The sequence below is a fragment of the Glycomyces tritici genome, assembly GCF_030403505.1.
Map to the genome: position 1 here is coordinate 286,000 of NZ_JAUEMJ010000003.1, position 18,925 is coordinate 304,924.

General features: G+C 71.9%; 13 protein-coding genes. 6 read left to right on the top strand and 7 right to left on the bottom strand.

Annotated elements, in window-relative coordinates:
- Positions 1-33: 33 nt before the first annotated feature.
- From QWI33_RS11805 to QWI33_RS11825, 5 genes are all read right to left on the bottom strand, one after another.
- Positions 34-1,608, bottom strand: coding sequence for a glycosyltransferase family 4 protein (locus QWI33_RS11805; protein WP_289957344.1), 1,575 nt, complete (start codon positions 1,606-1,608; stop codon positions 34-36).
- Positions 1,605-2,888, bottom strand: a complete 1,284-nt coding sequence (locus QWI33_RS11810; protein ID WP_289957345.1) for a nucleotide sugar dehydrogenase — start codon at positions 2,886-2,888, stop codon at positions 1,605-1,607. The genes QWI33_RS11805 and QWI33_RS11810 overlap by 4 nt, the downstream gene beginning before the upstream one ends.
- Positions 2,889-2,920: 32 nt before the next feature.
- The gene (locus tag QWI33_RS11815) at positions 2,921-3,892 is read right to left on the bottom strand and encodes a Gfo/Idh/MocA family protein (protein WP_435367581.1); all 972 of its coding nucleotides are present in this window, start codon (positions 3,890-3,892) and stop codon (positions 2,921-2,923) included.
- A 35-nt stretch (positions 3,893-3,927) separates the two neighbouring features.
- On the bottom strand, positions 3,928-5,028 hold the full coding sequence (locus tag QWI33_RS11820) for a DegT/DnrJ/EryC1/StrS family aminotransferase (protein ID WP_289957347.1): 1,101 nt from the start codon (positions 5,026-5,028) through the stop codon (positions 3,928-3,930).
- A gap of 187 nt (positions 5,029-5,215) precedes the next feature.
- A complete protein-coding gene (locus QWI33_RS11825) occupies positions 5,216-6,016 on the bottom strand; it encodes a sugar phosphate isomerase/epimerase family protein (RefSeq protein WP_289957348.1) in 801 nt (266 codons plus the stop codon).
- 191 nt (positions 6,017-6,207) lie between these two features.
- Here QWI33_RS11825 and QWI33_RS11830 point away from each other — a divergent pair, with 191 nt between their 5' ends.
- The 6 genes from QWI33_RS11830 (at position 6,208) to QWI33_RS11855 (ending at position 16,173) form a co-directional block, all read left to right on the top strand.
- A complete protein-coding gene (locus QWI33_RS11830) occupies positions 6,208-7,017 on the top strand; it encodes a DUF3109 family protein (protein ID WP_289957349.1) in 810 nt (269 codons plus the stop codon).
- A 328-nt stretch (positions 7,018-7,345) separates the two neighbouring features.
- On the top strand, positions 7,346-8,827 hold the full coding sequence (locus tag QWI33_RS11835; RefSeq protein ID WP_289957350.1) for a bifunctional cytidylyltransferase/SDR family oxidoreductase: 1,482 nt from the start codon (positions 7,346-7,348) through the stop codon (positions 8,825-8,827).
- 84 nt (positions 8,828-8,911) lie between these two features.
- The gene (locus QWI33_RS11840) at positions 8,912-11,032 is read left to right on the top strand and encodes a hypothetical protein (RefSeq protein ID WP_289957351.1); all 2,121 of its coding nucleotides are present in this window, start codon (positions 8,912-8,914) and stop codon (positions 11,030-11,032) included.
- Between the two features lie 8 nt (positions 11,033-11,040).
- On the top strand, positions 11,041-12,687 hold the full coding sequence (locus tag QWI33_RS11845) for a CDP-glycerol glycerophosphotransferase family protein (protein ID WP_289957352.1): 1,647 nt from the start codon (positions 11,041-11,043) through the stop codon (positions 12,685-12,687).
- A 196-nt stretch (positions 12,688-12,883) separates the two neighbouring features.
- Positions 12,884-14,470 (top strand): glycosyltransferase family 2 protein, encoded by a 1,587-nt coding sequence (locus QWI33_RS11850; RefSeq protein ID WP_289957353.1) that lies wholly within the window; start codon positions 12,884-12,886, stop codon positions 14,468-14,470.
- 116 nt (positions 14,471-14,586) lie between these two features.
- Positions 14,587-16,173: a glycosyltransferase family 2 protein gene (locus tag QWI33_RS11855; protein ID WP_289957354.1), complete on the top strand. Its 1,587-nt coding sequence runs from the start codon at positions 14,587-14,589 to the stop codon at positions 16,171-16,173.
- Between the two features lie 48 nt (positions 16,174-16,221).
- Here QWI33_RS11855 and rfbC read toward each other — a convergent pair whose 3' ends face one another.
- Together rfbC and QWI33_RS11865 are read right to left on the bottom strand one after the other, a co-directional pair.
- On the bottom strand, positions 16,222-16,815 hold the full coding sequence (gene rfbC, locus QWI33_RS11860; RefSeq protein WP_289957355.1) for a dTDP-4-dehydrorhamnose 3,5-epimerase: 594 nt from the start codon (positions 16,813-16,815) through the stop codon (positions 16,222-16,224).
- Positions 16,816-16,854: 39 nt separating this feature from the next.
- Entirely contained in the window at positions 16,855-18,807 is a 1,953-nt protein-coding gene (locus QWI33_RS11865; RefSeq protein ID WP_289957356.1) for a glycosyltransferase, read from the bottom strand.
- Between the last annotated feature and the right edge of the window lie 118 nt (positions 18,808-18,925).

Consider the following 18,925-nt stretch of genomic DNA (forward strand, 5'->3'; position numbering starts at 1 on the left):
CCGCCGTTGACGGCGGGGCCTCGCTCTTCCGTGCTATGCGGTCGCTCGCGGCAGCGGGTCGGCGGCGGGGCCGATGAGCTCCTCGTAGAGGCCCACGTACCGGTGCACCTGGCGCTCCCAGGTGTACTCGGCCATGAGCGCCTCGTCCTGGTAGGCGACCCGGTACGCGTCCGGGTCGACCAGGATCTTCTCGATGGCCGCGACCAGGCTGCCGAGGTCCCCGGAGGTGAAGACCTCGCCGTTGCCGAGGCGGCGCACCTCGGCGGACAGGGTCTTCACGTCGGAGACCACCAGCGGCAGCTTCGCGTGGCTGTACTCGAAGAACTTGTTCGGCAGCGCGATCTCGTGGTTGACCGGGCCCGACTGCATCGGGTGGATGCCCATGTCGGCGGTCGACAGGTACCGCGGCAGGTCCGCGTAGTCCACATAGTCCAGGAAGTGCAGGCGGTCCCCGATCCCGTACTCCTCCCCGAGCGCCACGAGGGACTTTAGGTAGGGGTTGTTGGGTCGGTTCGTCAGCAGCGCCACGTGCAGCTCCGGCACCAGCCGGGCGGCCTCGATGATCAGCTCGATCTTGCGTTCCGGTGCGGCCCAACCGGAGTAGACCGCGAGCGGGGTCTCCGGGCCGAGGCCGCACGAGGCCCGAACGTTCCCGGGGTCGGGCCGGGAGGCGTCGGCGGCGAGCGGCGCGTTGAGGACCACCGCGGGCAGCCGGGCGAGGCCGTGCGTCTCCTTGAGCAGCTCCGCGAGCGGCCCGGACACGGTGACGACCGCGTCGGCGTACGGCAGGTACCGGCGCTCGTACCGCGTCAGCGACTCGAGGCGGTCGGCCGGGAGCGAGTCGCAGCCGGGCACGAACTCGTGCGCGTCGTAGAGGAGCTTCACCCGCTTCCCCTTGCGCTGCAGCGCCAGTACCGCACGGGCGCAGAGGCCGATCGGGTACATGTCGTGCGCGTGCACCAGATCCGGTTCGAGCCGCAGGATCTCGGGGCGCAGCGCCGCCTCGATCCGGATCGCGTCGTAGTCGAGGCGCCGCCAGACGCGGTCGCCCAGCAGCAGGACCCACCAGCGGCGGACGGCCCGCTCCAGGAACCGGTCGTCGGCCTCCAGATACCGTGCGCGGGCGCGGGTCTGGTCGATGCGGCGGCCGATCCAGAACCGCTGGACCTTGCGGCCGAGCCGCCTGGCCGGACGCGGGACGCGCAGGAGCCCGTCGTCGCCGCGGCCCGCCTCGTCCCGGCTCGCCTCCAGCTCGATCCGCTCGATCTTGATGCGCGTCTGGCGGTGGTTGGCGCGCAGCGAACTCGGGTACGCGAGCGGGTACCGCAGGCGGGAGAGGCGGTTACGCAGGCTCTTCGGCGCGTTCATCTTCGGCACCGGGATCTTGTGGTACTCGACGTCGCCGTGGCGGTAGTGGCTCGGCTTGCCGGTGTCGGAGAGGCCCACGAGGTGGACCTCCCAGCCCTCCTCCGCCATGGACTGCGCCGACTTCTGCACGCGGGAGTCACCGTCGATCCGGTTGGCCACGACCATCACGACCCGCCCGGGCGCGCCCTCCGGCCGGGGGCCGAGCGGCCCGGGTTTGCGCTCCGAGGCCTCGCCGCTCATGCGCCGAGCACCAGGTGGCGAACACCCTGCCAGCGCGCGGGGTCGGTGATGCGGCGGCCGTCCAGGAGGACGCGCACGCCAGGGAAGTCCTCGGGCGCGAGTTCGCGGTACTCGGCGTGGTCGGCCTGGACGACGACGGCCGTCACCGGCTCGCCGCGGTGCGCGGGCAGGCCCTCGTGCTCCAGCTCCTCGACGGTGTACATCGGGTCGGACACGAACGGCACGGCGCCCTTGGCGCGCAACGACTCCACGAGGGGGAACACGCCCGAGAACGCGGTCTCCTTCACCGCGCCGCGGTAGGCCGCGCCCAGCACGAGCACGTTGGCGCCCGCGAGGTCGCCGTAGGCGGCGGCGAGCACGTCGACCGCGTAGGAGGGCATGGCCGCGTTCGCCTCCCGAGCGGCGCGCACCACCGTCGCCTCCGGGTCGTTCCACAGGTACATCTGCGGATAGATCGGAATGCAGTGGCCGCCGACGGCGATGCCCGGGCGGTGGATGTGGCTGTACGGCTGGGAGTTGCAGGCCTCGATGACCTTCATGACGTCCAGGCCCTGCCGGTCCGCGAAGCGCGCGAACTGGTTGGCGAGGCCGATGTTCACGTCCCGGTAGGTCGTCTCGGCGAGCTTCGCCATCTCCGAGGCCTCCGCCGAACCCAGGTCCCACACGCCGTTGGGGCGCGGCAGGTCCTCGCGCTCGTCGAAGTCGAGCACGGACTCGTAGAACAGGACGCCGGCCTTCGCCGAGGCCTCGTCGACGCCGCCCACGAGCTTCGGGTAGCGGCGCAGGTCCGCGAACACGCGGCCCGTCAGGACCCGCTCGGGGCTGAACACCAGGTGGAAGTCCGTACCCGCGCGCAGGCCCGAACCGGCCTCGAGCATCGGGGCCCAGCGGTCGCGCGTGGTGCCCACCGGCAAGGTGGTCTCGTAGGACACGAGCGTCCCGGGGCGCAGGCCCGCCGCGACCGCGTTCGTCGCCGCGTCCATCCACCCGAAGTCGGGGGTGCCGTCGGCGTCCACGAAGAGCGGCACGACGATGACGACCGCCTCCGACTCGGCCACGGCCGCAGCGGTGTCCGTGGTGGCCCGCAGGGTCCCGGCCGCGACGGCCGCGCCCATGAGCTCGCCCAGGCGGTGCTCGCCCGGGAACGGCTCGCGCCCGGCGTTGACCGCGTCGACCACCTTCGGGTTGACGTCGGCGCCGATGACGTTGTGGCCCTTCGAGGCGAACTGGACCGCCAGCGGCAGCCCGATCTTGCCCAGGGCGACCACGCAGATGTTCATGTGACCCATTCTCTCGGTTCGGATTCGGTGTCTCAGATGCCGGCGGGCGCGGCGTCGGCCAGGGCCACGGTGGCACCGGTCTCGGCCGACAGGAGCATCTGCTCGGAGACCTCCACGGTCGCCAGGCCCTGGCGCAGCCCGACGATGTCGGTGTCGCCGCCGAGCACCGCGTCCCGGAAGTGCTCGTGCTCGACCAGCAGCGGCTCGCGCTTGCGGATCGCGTACCGGATCATGTCCCCTTCGGACACGCCGCGGAACGCCCTGAGGGCCTCCCACTCGGTGTCGACGACGCCGTTCGCGTAGAACGTCAGGTCGGCGGTGAGCGTGTCCGCGATGAAGCAGCCCCGGTCCCCGGTGACGACGGCGGTGCGCTCCTTGAAGGGGCTCAACCAGTTCACCGAGTGGTTCGCGATCGCGCCGCCGGAGAGGCGCCCGATCGCCGAGACCAGGTCCTCGTGCTCGCGGCCCGAGCGCGACACGGTACTGGCCGAGATCGACCGGTACGACTGGCCGGTCACCCACGAGGTGAGGTCGATGTCGTGGGTCGCGAGGTCCTTCACCACGCCCACATCCGCGATGCGGTGCGGGAACGGGCCCTGGCGGCGGGTGACGACCTGCAGGATCTCCCCCAGCTCACCGGATTCCAGCCGCTCGCGCAGCGACATGATCGCCGGGTTGCACCGCTCGATGTGGCCGACGCCGGCGACGAGCCCGCGCGACTCGAACGCCTCGGCCAGGCGGCGGGCCGCCTCCGTGGTGTGCGCCAGGGGCTTCTCGATGAGCGCGTGCACGCCCGCTTCGGCGAGCGCGAGGCCCACCTGCTCGTGGTAGGCCGTGGGGCACGCGACGACCGCGTAGTCCAGGCCCAGCTTGACGAGGTCGTCGACCGAGGCGACTATCCGCGCCCCGGAGGGGACCGCGGAACCGTCCGCGACCGGGTCTGCGATGCCGACGAGCTCGACGCCGTCGAGGGTGCCGAGGACCCGGGCGTGGTTGCGGCCCATGGCCCCCAGGCCGATCAGGCCCGCTCTGAGCGTGCTCACAGGCGACCCTCCAGACCGGTCAACGCCTCGGCGATGCGCTCGAGGTCGAGGTCGGTGAGCGAGGGGTGGATCGGCACCGAGAGCACCTCGGCCGCGGCCCGGTCCGTCTCGGGCAGGTCCGCCGCGAGATGCGCGTACGGGGCGAGCCGGTGGATCGGCGTCGGGTAGTACACCGCGGAACCGATCCCCGCCTCGGTCAGCAGCTCCTGGGCGCGGTCGCGACCGGCGGGAACGCGCACCGTGTACTGGTGGTACACGTGCCGGGCGCCCGCGGCGACCGGCGGCGCGACGACCGCGGTGAGGCCCTTGAGGGCCGCGTCGAGGCGGGCCGCGTTGGCGCGCCGCGCCTCGGTCCACTCCTCGAGCCGCCCGAGCTGGACCCGGCCGATCGCGGCCGCGACGTCGGTCATGCGCATGTTCGCGCCGACGATCTCGTTCTGGTACCGCGTCTCCATGCCCTGGTTGCGCAGCAGCCGCAGGGTGCGGGCGAGTTCGGGGGCGTCCGTGGAGACCATGCCGCCTTCGAGGGAGTGCATGTTCTTCGTCGGGTAGAAGCTGAAGGTCCCGGCCTTGCCGAAGGAGCCGACCGGCTTGCCGTCGACGGCGGCGCCGTGCGCCTGGCACGCGTCCTCGAGGATCGCGAGCCCGTGCCGTTCGGCAAGGGCCACCAGGCTCGCCATGTCGGCGGGGTTGCCGTACAGGTGCACCGGCATGATCGCGGCGGTCCGGGGGCCGATCAGGGCTTCGACGGCGGCGGGGTCGAGGCCGAAGCTCGCGGGGTCGATGTCGGCGAACACGGGGTCGGCGCCCACGAGGCGGACCGCGTTGGCGCTGGCGGCGAAGGAGAAGGAGGGGACGATGACCTCGTCGCCGGGGCCGATCCCCATGGCCAGCAGCGCGAGTTGCAGCGCCGAGGTGCCGGAGTTGACGGCCACGCAGTGGCCGGTGCCGGCGACCGCGGTGAAGCCCGCTTCGAACGCGGCCACCTCCGGCCCCTGCACGACCATGCCGGAGCGGAGCACCGCGACGGCCGCTTCGATCTCCGCCTCGCCGATGTGCGGCTTGGCCGGGGGGATGACCCCGAGTTCACTTCGCATCCGATCGCGCCTGCTTCCTGTCGACGACGGCGTCTTTCGCTCCGTTATCTTTGCCAGGTCAGGGTTACATCGGGGGGAACGCGGACGGAAATACCAGTGGCACGTCGATGTCGGCGCGGTGCCGACACTCCACAGCAGAGGGTCAGGGCACGGGTTGCAAGGCCGGTGGACCGCGGGGGCGGCGGCTTTAGGGACGCTTCTGCGAGCCGAGCGCGTCGCGCGCGAACTTCACCGACTCGTACAGGTCCTCGGCGCGGCGGGTCCGGTTGCCGCTCTTGCGGGTGTTCACCTCGACGGTGATCGAGCCGTCCCAGTCGGAGGCGCCCAGCGAGCCGAGCAGCTCGGCGCACGGCTGCGTCCCGCGCCCGGGGACGAGGTGCTGGTCGGCGCCCGGGTCGGTGCCGTCGCACAAGTGGATGTGCCGCAGTCCCTTGCCCATCCGCTCGGCCATGGCGATCGCGTCGGCGCCGGCGGCGGCGCAGTGGGAGAGGTCGAGCGTGTAGGCGTCGTACCCGTGCCGGGTCGGGTCCCAGTGGGGGCGGTAGGGCACGAGCTTGCGCTTGCCGAGCTTGAGCGGGAACATGTTCTCGACCGCGATGGTCACGTGCGGGTAGCGCGCGCGGAGTCCGTCGAGGACGGTGGAGAACTTCGAGGCGTACTCCTTCTGCCAGGAGAAGGGCGGGTGGATGACCACCGTGGGCGACTCGAGGTACTCGGCGGCCTGCACCGAGCGGCGCAGGCGGGTCCACGGGTCGGCGCTCCACACGCGCTGCGTCACCAGGAGGCACGGGGCGTGGACCGCGCCGATCTTCACGCCGTAGTGCTTGGCGAGGCTCGCGGCGGCCGACGGGTCCTGGGAGACCCGGTCGGTGAAGACCATCAGCTCCACCCCGTCGTAGCCGAGTTCAGCGGCGAGCTCGAAGCCCACGGCGGTGGGCTCCGGGTAGACGGAGGTGGTCGACAGCAGAACCGGGACGGACTGGGTCACGCCTCCCAGAGTACGCCGTGCCGAATCACGGCTCGCAAGCTTCGCCCTGAGGGCCGATCCACGGCTCGCAGGCTCCGCCGAGGGTTTCGCGTTCACGGCTCGCGAGCTGCGGCGGGAGACGGACCGCTCGCGGCTGCGCCGACCGGCCGCGCATCCCGTGCAACTTCCGCCCCGCCGGGTACCTTGGTGGGATGACCGACGAGGTGGCGCAGGACTTCGACCGCGAATGGGTCGAGTTCCTCGATCCCGACGACCCCGAGACCATGGTCCGGGCCGATCTCACCTGGCTGCTCTCCCGCTGGGGCTGCGTCTTCGGCAAGCACCCCGACGAGGGCGGGTGCCCCGGCATCGAGGCGGACCAGCCGGCGGACGGCTGCTGCCTGCACGGCGCGTTCTACACCGACGAGGCCGACATCAAGCGCACCAGGCAGATCGCCAAGCTGCTCACTCCGGAGACGTGGCAGCTGCACCGGCGCTGGAAGGACACCATCGTCGACGACACCCTCGAGAACGAGGACGGCGAGGAGGAGCCCGCGAAGAAGACCGCGGTCGTCGACGGCGCGTGCGTCTTCCACAACCGCGAGGGCTTCCCCACCGGGGCCGGCTGCGCCCTGCACCAGCAGGCGATGCGCGACGGCGTCCACCCCATGGAGTACAAGCCCGAGGTGTGCTGGCAGCTGCCGGTGAAGCGCGACTTCAAGACCGAGCACCGCGCCGACGGCACCGAGGTGTCGGTCACCCTCATCACCGAGTTCGACCGGGCCTCGTGGGGCCCCGGCGGCCACGACTTCGACTGGTGGTGCACCGCCTCGCCGACCGCGCACACCGCGTCCGAGCCGGTGTACCTCTCGTATGCGGTCGAGCTGACCGAACTCCTCGGCCCCGCCGCCTACGAGAAGCTCGCCGACCTGTGCGACGCCCGCGCGAAACTGGGCCTGGTCGCCCCGCACCCGGCGACGGTGAAGGCCACCATCGCCCTGGGCCTGCCCGTCCGCCTCTGACCCCCGGGCGCACCTGCGGCGCCCGCCCTCTGTGAGCCTGTTCTCGGCCGAGAAGCCGGGCCGTGTCGGACAACCGTGCGACCGAGTAAATTCACGGCAACATCCGGGAAAACGGACATCGTCCCGATGCTAAAATCCACCGCGACCCGGGGTCGCCGTTCCCGGCACCACCAGGGCGCCCCGCTCTCGCGACGCACCGGCCCGACCGCACCCTAGGGCCGTCCGAGGCGGTCGCACCAGCATGGCCGTCCACCAGCACGACGAACCGTTCACGTCGGCCTCCGGCCGCTCAAGACCGGCCGGGCCGCACAGCAGAGGAGGACTTGACTTGTCGAGTCACGGAGAAAGCCGGCGTCCGGAGACCACCGCGGTGATCCTGGCGGGCGGCACCGGCCAGCGGGTCGGGCTGAGCATCCCCAAGCAGCTCATCAAGATCGCCGGCAAGCCCGTGATCCTGCACACCCTCGAGGCGTTCGAAGCGGCCGACGAGATCGACGACATCCTCGTCCTCATGGCCGAGGGGTACATCGACGAGGTCAAGGCCATGATCGCCAAGGCCGGGCTCCAGAAGGTCGCCGACGTCATCCCCGGCGGCTCCACCCGCTCCGACTCGACCAAGGCCGCCATCGCGCACGTCGAGGCCCGCCCCGAGGCCTCCGAGCGCCACCGCCTCGTCTTCCACGACGCCGTGCGCCCCCTCATCTCGCGCCGCGTCATCGCCGAGACCGTCGCCGCGCTCGACCGCTACGACGCCGTCGACGTGGCGATCCCCTCCTCCGACACCGTCATCGTCACCCGCACCCACGGCGACGACGGCGAGTTCATCACCGACGTCCCCGAGCGCGCCCGCCTGCGACGCGGCCAGACCCCCCAGGCGTTCACCCTCGCGACGATCCGCGCCGCCTACCAGGCCGCCGACCGCGACCCGCAGTTCGAGGCCACCGACGACTGCTCCGTCGTCCTCAAGTACCTGCCGAGCGTCCCGATCCACGTCGTCGCCGGCGACGAGTGGAACATGAAGGTCACGCAGCCGGTCGACCTCTACATCGCCGACAAGCTGTTCCAGCTCGCCTCCACCGACGTGCCCTCCCCCGACGAGGCCTCCTACCGCGAGCGCCTCACCGGCAAGACCCTCGTCGTCTTCGGCGGCTCCTACGGCATCGGCGCCGACCTCGCCGACCTCGCCGAGTCCTACGGCGCGGACGTCTTCCGCTTCGGCCGCTCCACCACCGGCACGCACGTCGAGGACCCCGAAGAGGTCGAGGCCGCCCTCAAGACCGCCCACAGCGAGACCGGCCGCGTCGACTACGTCGTCAACACCGCCGGGATCCTCCAGATCGGACGCCTGAACGAGACCTCGCAGGAGGACATCGACCAGACGTTCAAGGTCAACTACCTCGCGCCCGTGCAGATCGCCCGCGCCGCGTACCCGTACCTGGCCGCGACCCAGGGCCAGCTGCTGCTCTACACCTCCTCCAGCTACACGCGCGGCCGGCGCGACTACAGCCTCTACTCCTCCACCAAGGCCGCCATGGTGAACCTCACCCAGGCGCTCGCCGAGGAGTGGAGCGACGAGGGCGTGCAGGTCAACTGCGTCAACCCCGAGCGCACCGCGACCCCCATGCGCACCAAGGCGTTCGGCGCCGAGAACCCCGAGACCCTCCTCGCCTCCGAGACCGTGGCCCGCGCCTCCCTGGACGTGCTGCTCTCCGCGCTCAACGGCGCGGTGATCGACGTGCGCCGCGACGACCCGACCACCGGCGGCTTCGAGCAGGCCATCGCCAGGGTCCTCGACACCGGCATCGAATAGTCCGATCGCCGCCGCCCGCGCCCGTCGAGCGGCGCGGGGCGGCGGCGACCGCAAGCACCAGCCAGACAGGAAACCAAGCGACTCATGTCCATGCGCGCACTGTGGAACAGCACCGCGGTCCAAGGGGCCGGGCGAACCGGGCTCGGACTCACCGTCCTCATGCTCCTGACGTACCCGGCGATGCTCATCGCGGCGCTCGTGCCCTCCGCCACCGGGTTCGCCGCCGCGCTCGTCGTCAGCTACGCCACCGACATCGTGCTGCACGGGAAGTACCAGGAGCTCATCGTCCGGCTCCGGCAGCTGCGCTTCGGCATCTCCAACCGCTTCCTGGTCCGCCAGCTCATGGTGATCCTGCTGGTCAGCCGCCTCGCGGGCTCCCACGGCCTGAGCTACCGGTCGGTCCTCCTGGCCACGCTCGCGTTCGTGGCGCTCGTGGCCGTCCAGGTCCTGCACGGCGGCCTCACCGCGATGGTCCGCAAGAGCCGGTCGCTGCCGTTCGCCGCGCGCAACATCGACATGTCGACGCTGAAGATCTCGGACGCGCCGCCGCCGTGGCTGGAGAACCGCGCCGGCGAGAAGGTCCTCCACACGGACGTGCCGCTCGTGGCCGGCCTGGTCGTCTCCTCGTTCACCCTCACCAACACGCCCGGCTACATCGGCGCCGCGGTCACCTTCGCACTCGCGCTCGGCTACCTGGCCGTGCTCAGCGTCTGGGCGGGCCCGTTCCACCAGGTGCCCAGCCCGGGCCGGGCCATGGCGTGGCTCAACCGCTGGCTGAGCGAGGGCTACCAGCCCACCGTGGCGCTCTCGTTCTCCGGCACGAAGGACGCGACCTACCAGGTCAACATGTGGCTGGAGACCCTCGAGCGGATGGAGGGCGAGCGGCCCCTGGTGATCCTGCGCGAGATGCACTCCATGCCCGACCTGGCCCGCACCTCGGTGCCCGTGCTCGTGGTGCCCAGCGCGGTCGACCTCATGAACATGGACTTCTCCACCGTGCGGGTGGCGCTCTACCCCGCGCACGTGGGCAAGAACCTGCACCTGCTGCGGGTGCCGACGATGAAGCACGCCTTCATCGGGCACGGCGACAGCGACAAGGTCGCGAGCATCAACCCGTTCGGCAAGGCCTACGACGAGCTGTGGACCGCCGGGAAGGCCGGGCGCGACCGGTGGGCGCTCGCCGACGTGGGCGTGCGCGACGAGGACATCGCGGAGGTCGGGCGCCCGCAGCTCGACGCGATCGCGACCGGGCCGACCGGCCGGGAGGTCCCGACGGTGCTGTACGCGCCGACCTGGGAGAACTGGACGGACGAGCCGGGCACGACCTCGGTCACGGTGCAGGGCGAGATCATCGTCAAGGCGCTGCTGGAGGCCGAGCCGCCGGTCCGCGTGGTGTACAAGCCGCACCCGTTCACCGGCACCCGCTCGGGCAAGGCCCGCGCCGCCGACCTGCGCATCCGGGCGCTCATCGACGCCGCGAACCAGGCGTCGGGCGCGGTCCCCCTCGCCGAGGTGCCCGCGCCGCCGGGCCAGGTCGACACCGACGCCGCCGGTCTCAAGTGGACTGACGCGGCGGCGTCCCGGGACGCCGTCACCGCCCCTGAGGTCGTGGCCGCCGAGCGCGAGGCGGCCCGCGAGTGGAACACGGCCTTCTGGGCCGCGCAGCCGCCGCACCGCCACCTCGTGGTCACCGGCTCGCAGCCGAACGTGTACGACTGCTTCAACGAGTCCGACGCGCTCGTCTCTGACATCTCCAGCGTCGTCTCCGACTTCATCGCCAGCGGCAAGCCGTACGCCGTGGTCGACTCCGCCGGGGTCGGCGAGCAGGCCTTCAAGGCCGCCAACACCGCCGTCCGCGCCGCGTTCATCGTCGACCCGGCCGCGCAGGGGCTCGACGCGCTGCTGGCCGCCGTCCGCGACCCGGCGTCCGACCCGCTCGAAGCCGCCCGCACCGAGCTCAAGACCTACCTGCTCGGCCCCGACGAGCCCTCCTCGCAGGAGCGGTTCAACGAGGCCGCCCGCGACCTGGCCCGCCGCGCCGAGCAGCGCAACCGCGCCCAGCTCGGCACCGAGGTCGCCGCCGGGGAGGACGCGGCCGCCGAGATCGAAGAGGGCGCGGCCAGCCACGACGCCGAGACCGCCACCGCGGCGGCCGACGAGATCATCGCCCCCGACCCGGCTCCCGCCGAGACCAGCATCGACTGAGGACGGCCGTGAACCTGCTCCGCAAGCTCCTCTCCCGCACCGCGACGACCGGCCTCGCCGCCCTCGCGCTCGCCGCCGCGCTCCTGCCGTGGGACTGGACCCCTTGGGCGGCATGGGCACTCGCGGCCGGGACGCTCGTGCTCGCGTGGCGGGAGCACCCCGAGCTGGGGCCCGACCGGGACCGGTTCGCGCGCGGGGTCGCCCTCGCCGCCATCGGCGCCGTCGCGGCCCAGCACGGCGCGCTGCCCGCCGCGATCGCCGCGGGCGCGCTCATCGCCGTCGTCGGTTTCGAGCCGCTGCTGGCGGTCGCGGTCGCGACCGGCCACATGACCAGCGCGAACCTCGAAGTCCAGCGCGACCGCACGTGGTTCACGCCGCGCGCCGTCGGCGAGACCATCAGCGCCAGCGGGTTCATCTTCGCGCTCGGCGCCGGCGGATCGCTGGCGACCGGCACGGGCGGGCCATTGTGGATCGCGGCCGTCGCCGCGCTCGCCACCGTGGGAGCCGCGGGCGCGGGCGCGGCCGGGGCGCTGCTCCAGCGGCGCCGCTCTGCGCACGCCGGCGACCAGGCCGTGATCAGCGCGCTCGAAGCGCTCGAGCCGCAGTTCATCGTCCACTTCTCCGGCCCGCCCGGGTCGGCGTACCAGCTCGAGATGTGGCTGCCGTACCTCGACCGGCTCGGGGACCCCTACGCGGTCGTCACCCGCGAGAAGACCCACCTGGACGCGGTGCGGGCCGCGACCGGCGCGCCGGTCGTCGTCGCCCCCTCGATGTCCGAGCTCGAACGGCTCCTCGTGCCCAGCGTCAAGGCCGCGTTCTACGTCAACGGTTCCGCGCTCAACACGCACCTGGTGCGATTCGGGCACCTCAAGCACCTCCAGCTGTTCCACGGCGAGTCCGACAAGGCCTCCAGCTTCAACAAGGTCACCGCGATCTACGACACCGTGTTCGTGGCCGGGCAGGCCGCCGTCGACCGGTACCGCGCGCACGGCCTCGACCTCGACTTCCGCAAGGTCGGCCGCCCCCAGCTCGCCGCCGTCGCCACCGGGCCCCGCACCGCCTCCGGGCCCCGGCCCGTGCTCCTCTACGCCCCCACGTGGACCGGGCTCACCAGCGAGTTCGACTACTCGTCGCTCGCCATCGGCAAGCGGATCGTCGAAGAGGCGCTGCGCCGCGACCTGGCCGTCATCATGCGCGCCCACCCGTACACGCGGTTCAACCTCGCCGCCGCGCGCCGCCTCGACGAGATCGAGCGCCTCCTCGCCGAGGACGCCGAGCGGTCCGGCCGCGCCCACCTGTGGGGCTCGCAGGCCGCCGGGTCCGTGGGGCTCGTCGACTGCATCAACGCCGCCGACATCGCCGTGTGCGACGTCAGCGGCGTCGCCACCGACTGGATCGCCTCCGACCGGCCCTTCGCCGTGACGGACATGGCCGGGCTCGGCGAGCGCTTCACCGAGGAGGCGTGGATCGCCAAGGGCGCCTACCGCCTCGACCGCGACGCCGCCAACGTCGCAGCCGTCTTCGACGAGCTCCTCGTCACCGATTCCAAAGCGGCACAGCGCAAAGAGACCCGCGAGTACTTCCTCGGCGAGACCGCGGGCGACGCCGCGGTCGAGGTGTTCACCACGGCCGCCAAGGAGGCGTACCGGGCCTAGCGCGGATGCCGTTCGGATGGCAAACGCGCGCCCGCCGCGGTGCGCCGGGAGGCGGTTCCAGGCGCGATCCCGACCTGCCGCAGGCGGCGCCACCAGCTAGAATGGCTGAGCGCTTTCCCCAAGCTGTCGAAAGTTGCGAGAACTGTTCGTAAGGCCGCCGGTGCACCGCGGCCGCCCGTCCCCGATCCGGAGTCCCATGGAATCGCCGCTCGTCTCGGTCGTCATCCCCGTCCACAATGCGATGCCGTACCTGCTCAAGAGTCTGCAGTCGGTAGTGGACCAGACCATCGGCATCGAGCGGCTCGAAGTGATCGCGGTCGACGACGGCTCCACCGACGGCGGCGGCGACGTCCTCGACGACTTCGCGAAGCGCTACCCCACCGTGTTCCGCGTCTTCCACCAGGAGGCGTCCGGGACGCCCAGCATCCCGCGCAACCGCGCCCTCGACATCGCCCGCGGGAAGTACGTGTTCCTCCTCGACGCCGACGACTACCTCGGTGACGAGGCCCTGGAGCGCATGGTGGCCATGGCCGAGGAGAACGACTCCGACGTCGTGCTCGGCAAGCTCGTGGGCGTCAACGGCCGCCCGGTCGCCATGTCGATGTTCCAACGCGACCAGCCCAAGGCCGACCTCTACGAGTCGCGCGTCTACTGGGCCCTCGGACCGCTCAAGCTCTACCGGCGCGAGCTCTTGGAGCAGCACGCCATCCGCTTCCCGATCAACCGCCGCACCGGCGAGGACCGCCACTTCGTGGCGCTCACCTTCTACCACGCCCGCACCATCTCGGTCGTGGCCGGCTACGACTGCGTCTACACCGTGATCCGCGAGGACGGCGGCAACCTCTCCCAGGGCGGCATGCGGCTGCCGAAGGACCGCACGTTCAACCGGGACTCGCAGCTGCGGTACATGATCGAAGTGATCGGCGACCTGGTTCCCGAAGGCCCGAAGCAGGACTTCCTGATGTACCGCCACTGGGAGGTCGAAGGCGACGTCGACCTGCACCACCTCCTGAGGGAGGCGACGCGGGAGGACCAGCAGGCCCACCTGGAGTCCCTCCAGGAGCTCGTCGCGAAGTGGTACCGCCCCGGATCGGCCCACCACCTGCGCCCCGACCTGCGGCTCTCGTACCGCCTCATCGAAATGGGCGACCTCGACGGGCTGCTCTCGCTCCTCACGCACAGGCACCAGAACGGCGTCCCCGGCACCGTGTCCTTCGTCGGCCGCGGTGACAAGGTCTGGGCGGTCCTGCCCGGGCACGAGGCCGAGGCCGGGAACGGCGAGGGCCCCTGGGTCGACATCACCGACGCCGTCGCCATCAACCACTGGCTCGACGAGGTCCAGGCCGCCGGCCGCAGCCTGCAGGTCCGCGGCACCGGCCGCCTCAAGTGGGTCCCCCACGACCGCCTGACGCTCCACCTGGAGCTGCACCGGCGCGGGACCGACGAGCGCCGCCGCGTCGCGATCGAGCACGAGAACGGCATCTTCACCGTCGACCTCGACCTCGACCGCCTGCTCGGGCGCATGCGCCGGGCCGTCGGCGACTGGGACTTCACCATCTGCGTCGCGATCGACGAGAAGGAGTACCGGGCGCCCTACGGCACCAGGCACGGCGGGCCGCTCGTCCGCAAGCCCATCCCGAAGCTGCTGTGGCGGGACGCGCGCTACCCGCGCCGCGCCTTCGCGGCGCTGGGGGCCGGGAAGCAGGGCGTGCTGTCGCTGCGCGTCCTGGACCGCAGCCTCAAGGCGACCGCCGCGAAGCTCGTGCGGCGCCTGCGCCGGTAGTCCGTCGGGCGTCGCCACGCCCCCCATAGCAGACATATCCGTCATTCGTCGGTAATCAGCACTTATTCTCCATGGGTCCGCTCGCGCTGCGAGCCGTTCCGATCCATTGGAGTCCCATGGAGACGCCGCTCGTTTCCGTCGTCATCCCCGTCCACAACGCGATGCCGTACCTGCGCAAAGGGATCGATTCGATACTCCGCCAGTCGATCGGCACCGCGCGCATGGAGGTCCTCGCGGTCGACGACGGCTCGACCGACGGCAGCGGCGAGGTCCTCGACGAGGCGGCCGAGCGGCATCCGGCGCTGTTCCGGGTCCTCCACCAGGAGCCCTCCGGCACCCCGAGCGCTCCCCGCAACCGCGCGCTCGACCTGGCCCGCGGGAAGTACGTGTTCCTGCTCGACGCCGACGACTACCTGGGCGACGAGGCCCTGGAGCGCATGGTCGCCATGGCCGAGGAGAACGACTCCGACGTCGTGCTCGGCAAGCTCGTGGGCGTCAACGGCCGCCTCGTCGCCATGTCGATGTTCCAACGCGACCAGCCCAAGGCCGACCTGTACCGGTCGCGCGTCTACTGGTCGCTGGGGCCGCTCAAGCTCTACCGGCGCGACCTGATCGAGCGGCACCGGCTGCGGTTCCCGACCGACATCCGGTTCGGCGAGGACCGGCCCTTCGTGGCCCGAGCCCTCTACTACGCGCGCGCCATCTCCGTTGTGGCCGAGTACGACTGCGTCTACACCGTCAACCGCGACGACGGCGGCAACCTGACCTCCGGCGGCATGGCCGTGCCGGCGGGCCGCGGCTTCCGGCGCGAGAGCGCCCTGGAGGTGATGGCGGCGCTCATGTGCGACACCGTCCCGCCCGGACCGAAGCAGGACTTCCTGATGCACCGCCACTGGGAGTGCGAAGGCGACCTCGAGTTCACCGATCTGGCGGCCCTGCCGGTCGAGGAGCAGCGGGTCCGCCTGGCGGCCCTGCGCCGGCTCCTCGCCGACCGGTACCGGCCGGGGGCGGCGCGGCGACTGCGCCCGGACCTGCGGCTGGCCTACCACCTCGTCCAGGCCGGCGACCTCGACGGCGTCCTCGCGGCCCGCCGCCACAAGCACGAGATCAGCCGCGTCGGCCGCGGCGGCCGGGTGTGGGCGACACTGCCCGGCCGCGAGGACGAGGCCGGGGTCGGGGAGGGCCCGTGGGTCGACATGACCGACGGCGTCACGCTCGCCCACTGGCTCGACGAGGTCGGCACGGCGGGCGAGGACCTGCTGATCCGCGGCACCGGCCGCCTCCGCCGGGTCCCGCACGAGCGGCTCGTGCTGCACCTCGAGTTCACCTGCCGCGAGACCGGCGCGGTGAAGCGGGTCCCGGTCGACCACCGGGACGGGATCTTCACGGTCCGCATCAGACTTCCGGAAGTCCTCGGGCCCCTGCGCAAAGCCGTCGGCCACTGGGAGGTCGGCATCTGCGCGGCGCTCGGCGGCACCGAGTTCCGGACGCCCTTCGGCACCAGGCTCGGCGGGCCGCTGCTCGGCGGCCCGGTGCCGTCGCCGGTGTGGCGCGACCGGTACGGCCGGGCCATGGCGTCGTTCGGCCCCGTGAAACGGAACGGGCCCTTGGCATTGCGGGTCCACGACCGGGGCCCGAGGGCCACTGCGGCGACCGTGCTCCGGCGTGTGCGCCACCGGCGCGCGAGCGCCGCCCGGACGTGACGAGGCCGGGCCGTCGCGATCGCTCGCAGCGGCCCGGCCTCTTGCTCGTTACCGGCGCAGCGCTTCGGCGAACGCCTGGCAGTCCTCCCACTTCGGGAGCAGGCCCTGCTCGGCGGCCTCGGCCAGGGTGGGGGCGGCCGCGTCCTTGTCGGACAGCAGCGGCTCGACGTCCTCCGGCCACTCGATCCCGATGGCGGGGTCGAGCGGGTGGATGCCGTGCTCGCGCTCGGGCGCATAGCCTTCGGAGCACAGGTAGACCACGGTGGCGTCGTCGGTGAGGGCCACGAAGCCGTGGCCCAGGCCCTCGGAGAGGTACACCGAGTGGTGCGTCTGGTCGTCCAGGCGCACCAGCTCCCACTGCCCGAACGTCGGCGAGCCGACCCGGATGTCCACGATCAGGTCGAGGATCGCCCCGCGCACGCACTTGACGTACTTGGCCTGGCTGGGCGGGACGTCCGCGAAGTGGATGCCGCGCACGGTGCCGCGCGCCGAGACCGAGCAGTTGGCCTGCGCCAGCCGCAGCTCGTGCCCGACGGCCTCGGCGAACGCCGGGGCCTTGAACCACTCGTGGAAACTCCCCCGGGAGTCCCCGAAGACCTTGGGCTCGAACACCCAGGCGCCCTTGATGTCCAGTTCTCTCATCGGATCTCGGTCCTTCTCGTCGGTGATGGAACGGCGGCGTCAGCCGCGCAGGATCCGCCGCAGCTTGCGCACGGCGCGGCGCGGCAGGCTCGCCTTGGGCTTGCCGGACGCGCGCTTGGACTCGCCGTCGACCTCGGCCTTGTCCCGCACGACGACCGAACCCTGCCCGTCGGCGGTCAGCACCAGCGGCAGCGCGACCTTCCGCGGCTTCTCGGCCCCCGAGCCGAACACGACCGCGACCTTGTGGTTCCCGGCGGCCAGCCCGTCCAGGGCCGCTTCCAGGACCGCGCCAGAAGCGGCGGGCACGACCTCGGCCGCGAGTTCGACCGGCTCGCCGACACCCGTGAGCCGCAGCACGGCCGGGGTCGGAGCGTCGGCGTACACGGGCAGCGGCAGGGCCAAGCGGCCCCCGTCGACCACGGCGTCGGCGGCGGTGACGCCCGCGAACCCCGACTCGGCGCGCGGCAGCATCGCCTCGACGCCCAGGGACAGGTTGCCGTGCGGTTCCGTCCAGTACGGCAGGACCGGCCGCCCGCCCGCCAGGCCCAGCACCGCCCCGGCCTCGACGCCGGGAGCGCGCACCGAACCGAGCCGCGTCTCCTTCGTCCAGCCGCTCAAGCTGATCCGGACGAACACGTCCCAGATGCCCGGGCGCAGCGGCGCGCCGCCCGCAGCGGACGCCGGGTCCACACTCGACTTGCCGTGCAGCAGGATCCGCACGCCCTCACCGTCCGCGACGGTCTCCCGCTCCAACTCGACGGGCTGGTAGAACTCCGCGGCGGTGTCGCGCTCGCGGACCACGAAGTCGACCTTGCCCTTCGGGAACCAGGCCGAGGTGTCCGGCCCGAACTCCCGGATCGCCTCCAGCGTGTCCTCGGCCAGCGGCGGGGCCAGACGGACCTCGCCGTCCGCTTCGGTGAAGCGCAGCGGCTCCTCGTCCGCCTGGTACTCGGCCGTGAAGGCCAAGCGCAGCAGGCCGTCCTCCCAGGACAGCTCGTCCAAGGTGCCGTGCGGCTTGATCGAGGACTCCCATTCGGCGAGCGCCTCGAGGTCGGCGAACCGGTCGGCCCGGATGAGCGCCGCGGCGACCTGCTGGGTCGGCGCCATGCCGGCGTCCACACCCGGCCCGAAGCGCTCCATGACCACGCCGCGGATCGCGTCGTACATCTCCTTGCGGTACTCCGGGTCCATGTTGAGCAGCCGGCGCCCGCGCATCCGCTCGACCATCTCGTTGCGCAGCCAGCGGCGGTAGAGCTTGTCGCGGAGCCGGCCCGGCTCGGTGTACCGCTCGACGACGTCGAGGGCCTCGCGCAGGTTGTCGAAGTACCCGACCGGGTCGATCGGCCGGAACCCCGCGTTCGAGGCGTCGTCGCGCTTGACGTGGTAGTAGCACAGGTAGTCGCCGATGACCGAGACGTTCGCGGCGGCCAGGTAGGCCTCGGTGACGAACACGTGGTCCTCGAGGCGGCGGCGGCCCTCCGGGAAGCGCAGGCCGATGCGGTCCATGAACTCCCGGCGCACCATCTTGTGCGGCGTCAGGCTGTCCATGAGCGGCGCGGTGTCGACCGAGGCGACGGGGATGTTCTTGCGGAACAGCTCCAGCGGCACCGGGCGGCCCTTGCCCGCCATCTTGCCGATGATCACGTCGGCCCCGTTCGCGGTGCCGTAGTCGTACATCCGCTCCAGCGCCTCGGTGCCGAGGTAGTCGTCGTTGTCGACGAACATGACGTACTCGCCCTTGGACGCCTCGATGCCGACGTTCCGGGGCTTGCCCGACCACCCGGAGGGCTCCTGGTGGATCACCTGGACGTTCGCGTGCTCGGCGGCGAGGGCGTCCAGGCGGGCCGGGGTCTCGTCCGAGGACCCGTCGTCGACGAAGACCACCTCGAACTCGTCCGCGGGCAGGCTCTGGTTCACCAGGGACTCGATGCAGTCCTCGATATAGGGGCCCGGGTTGTACACCGGGACGACGACACTGACCTTGAGCGTCATGATGAGGCTTCCTTCTTCGCAGAGGAGTCGATCCGCCGGGGCCGGCCTGATCCCAGGTCCGATACGGCGGTGGACGACTGGACGAAACGGAGGACACGGCCCCCCAGCACGGTCGCGC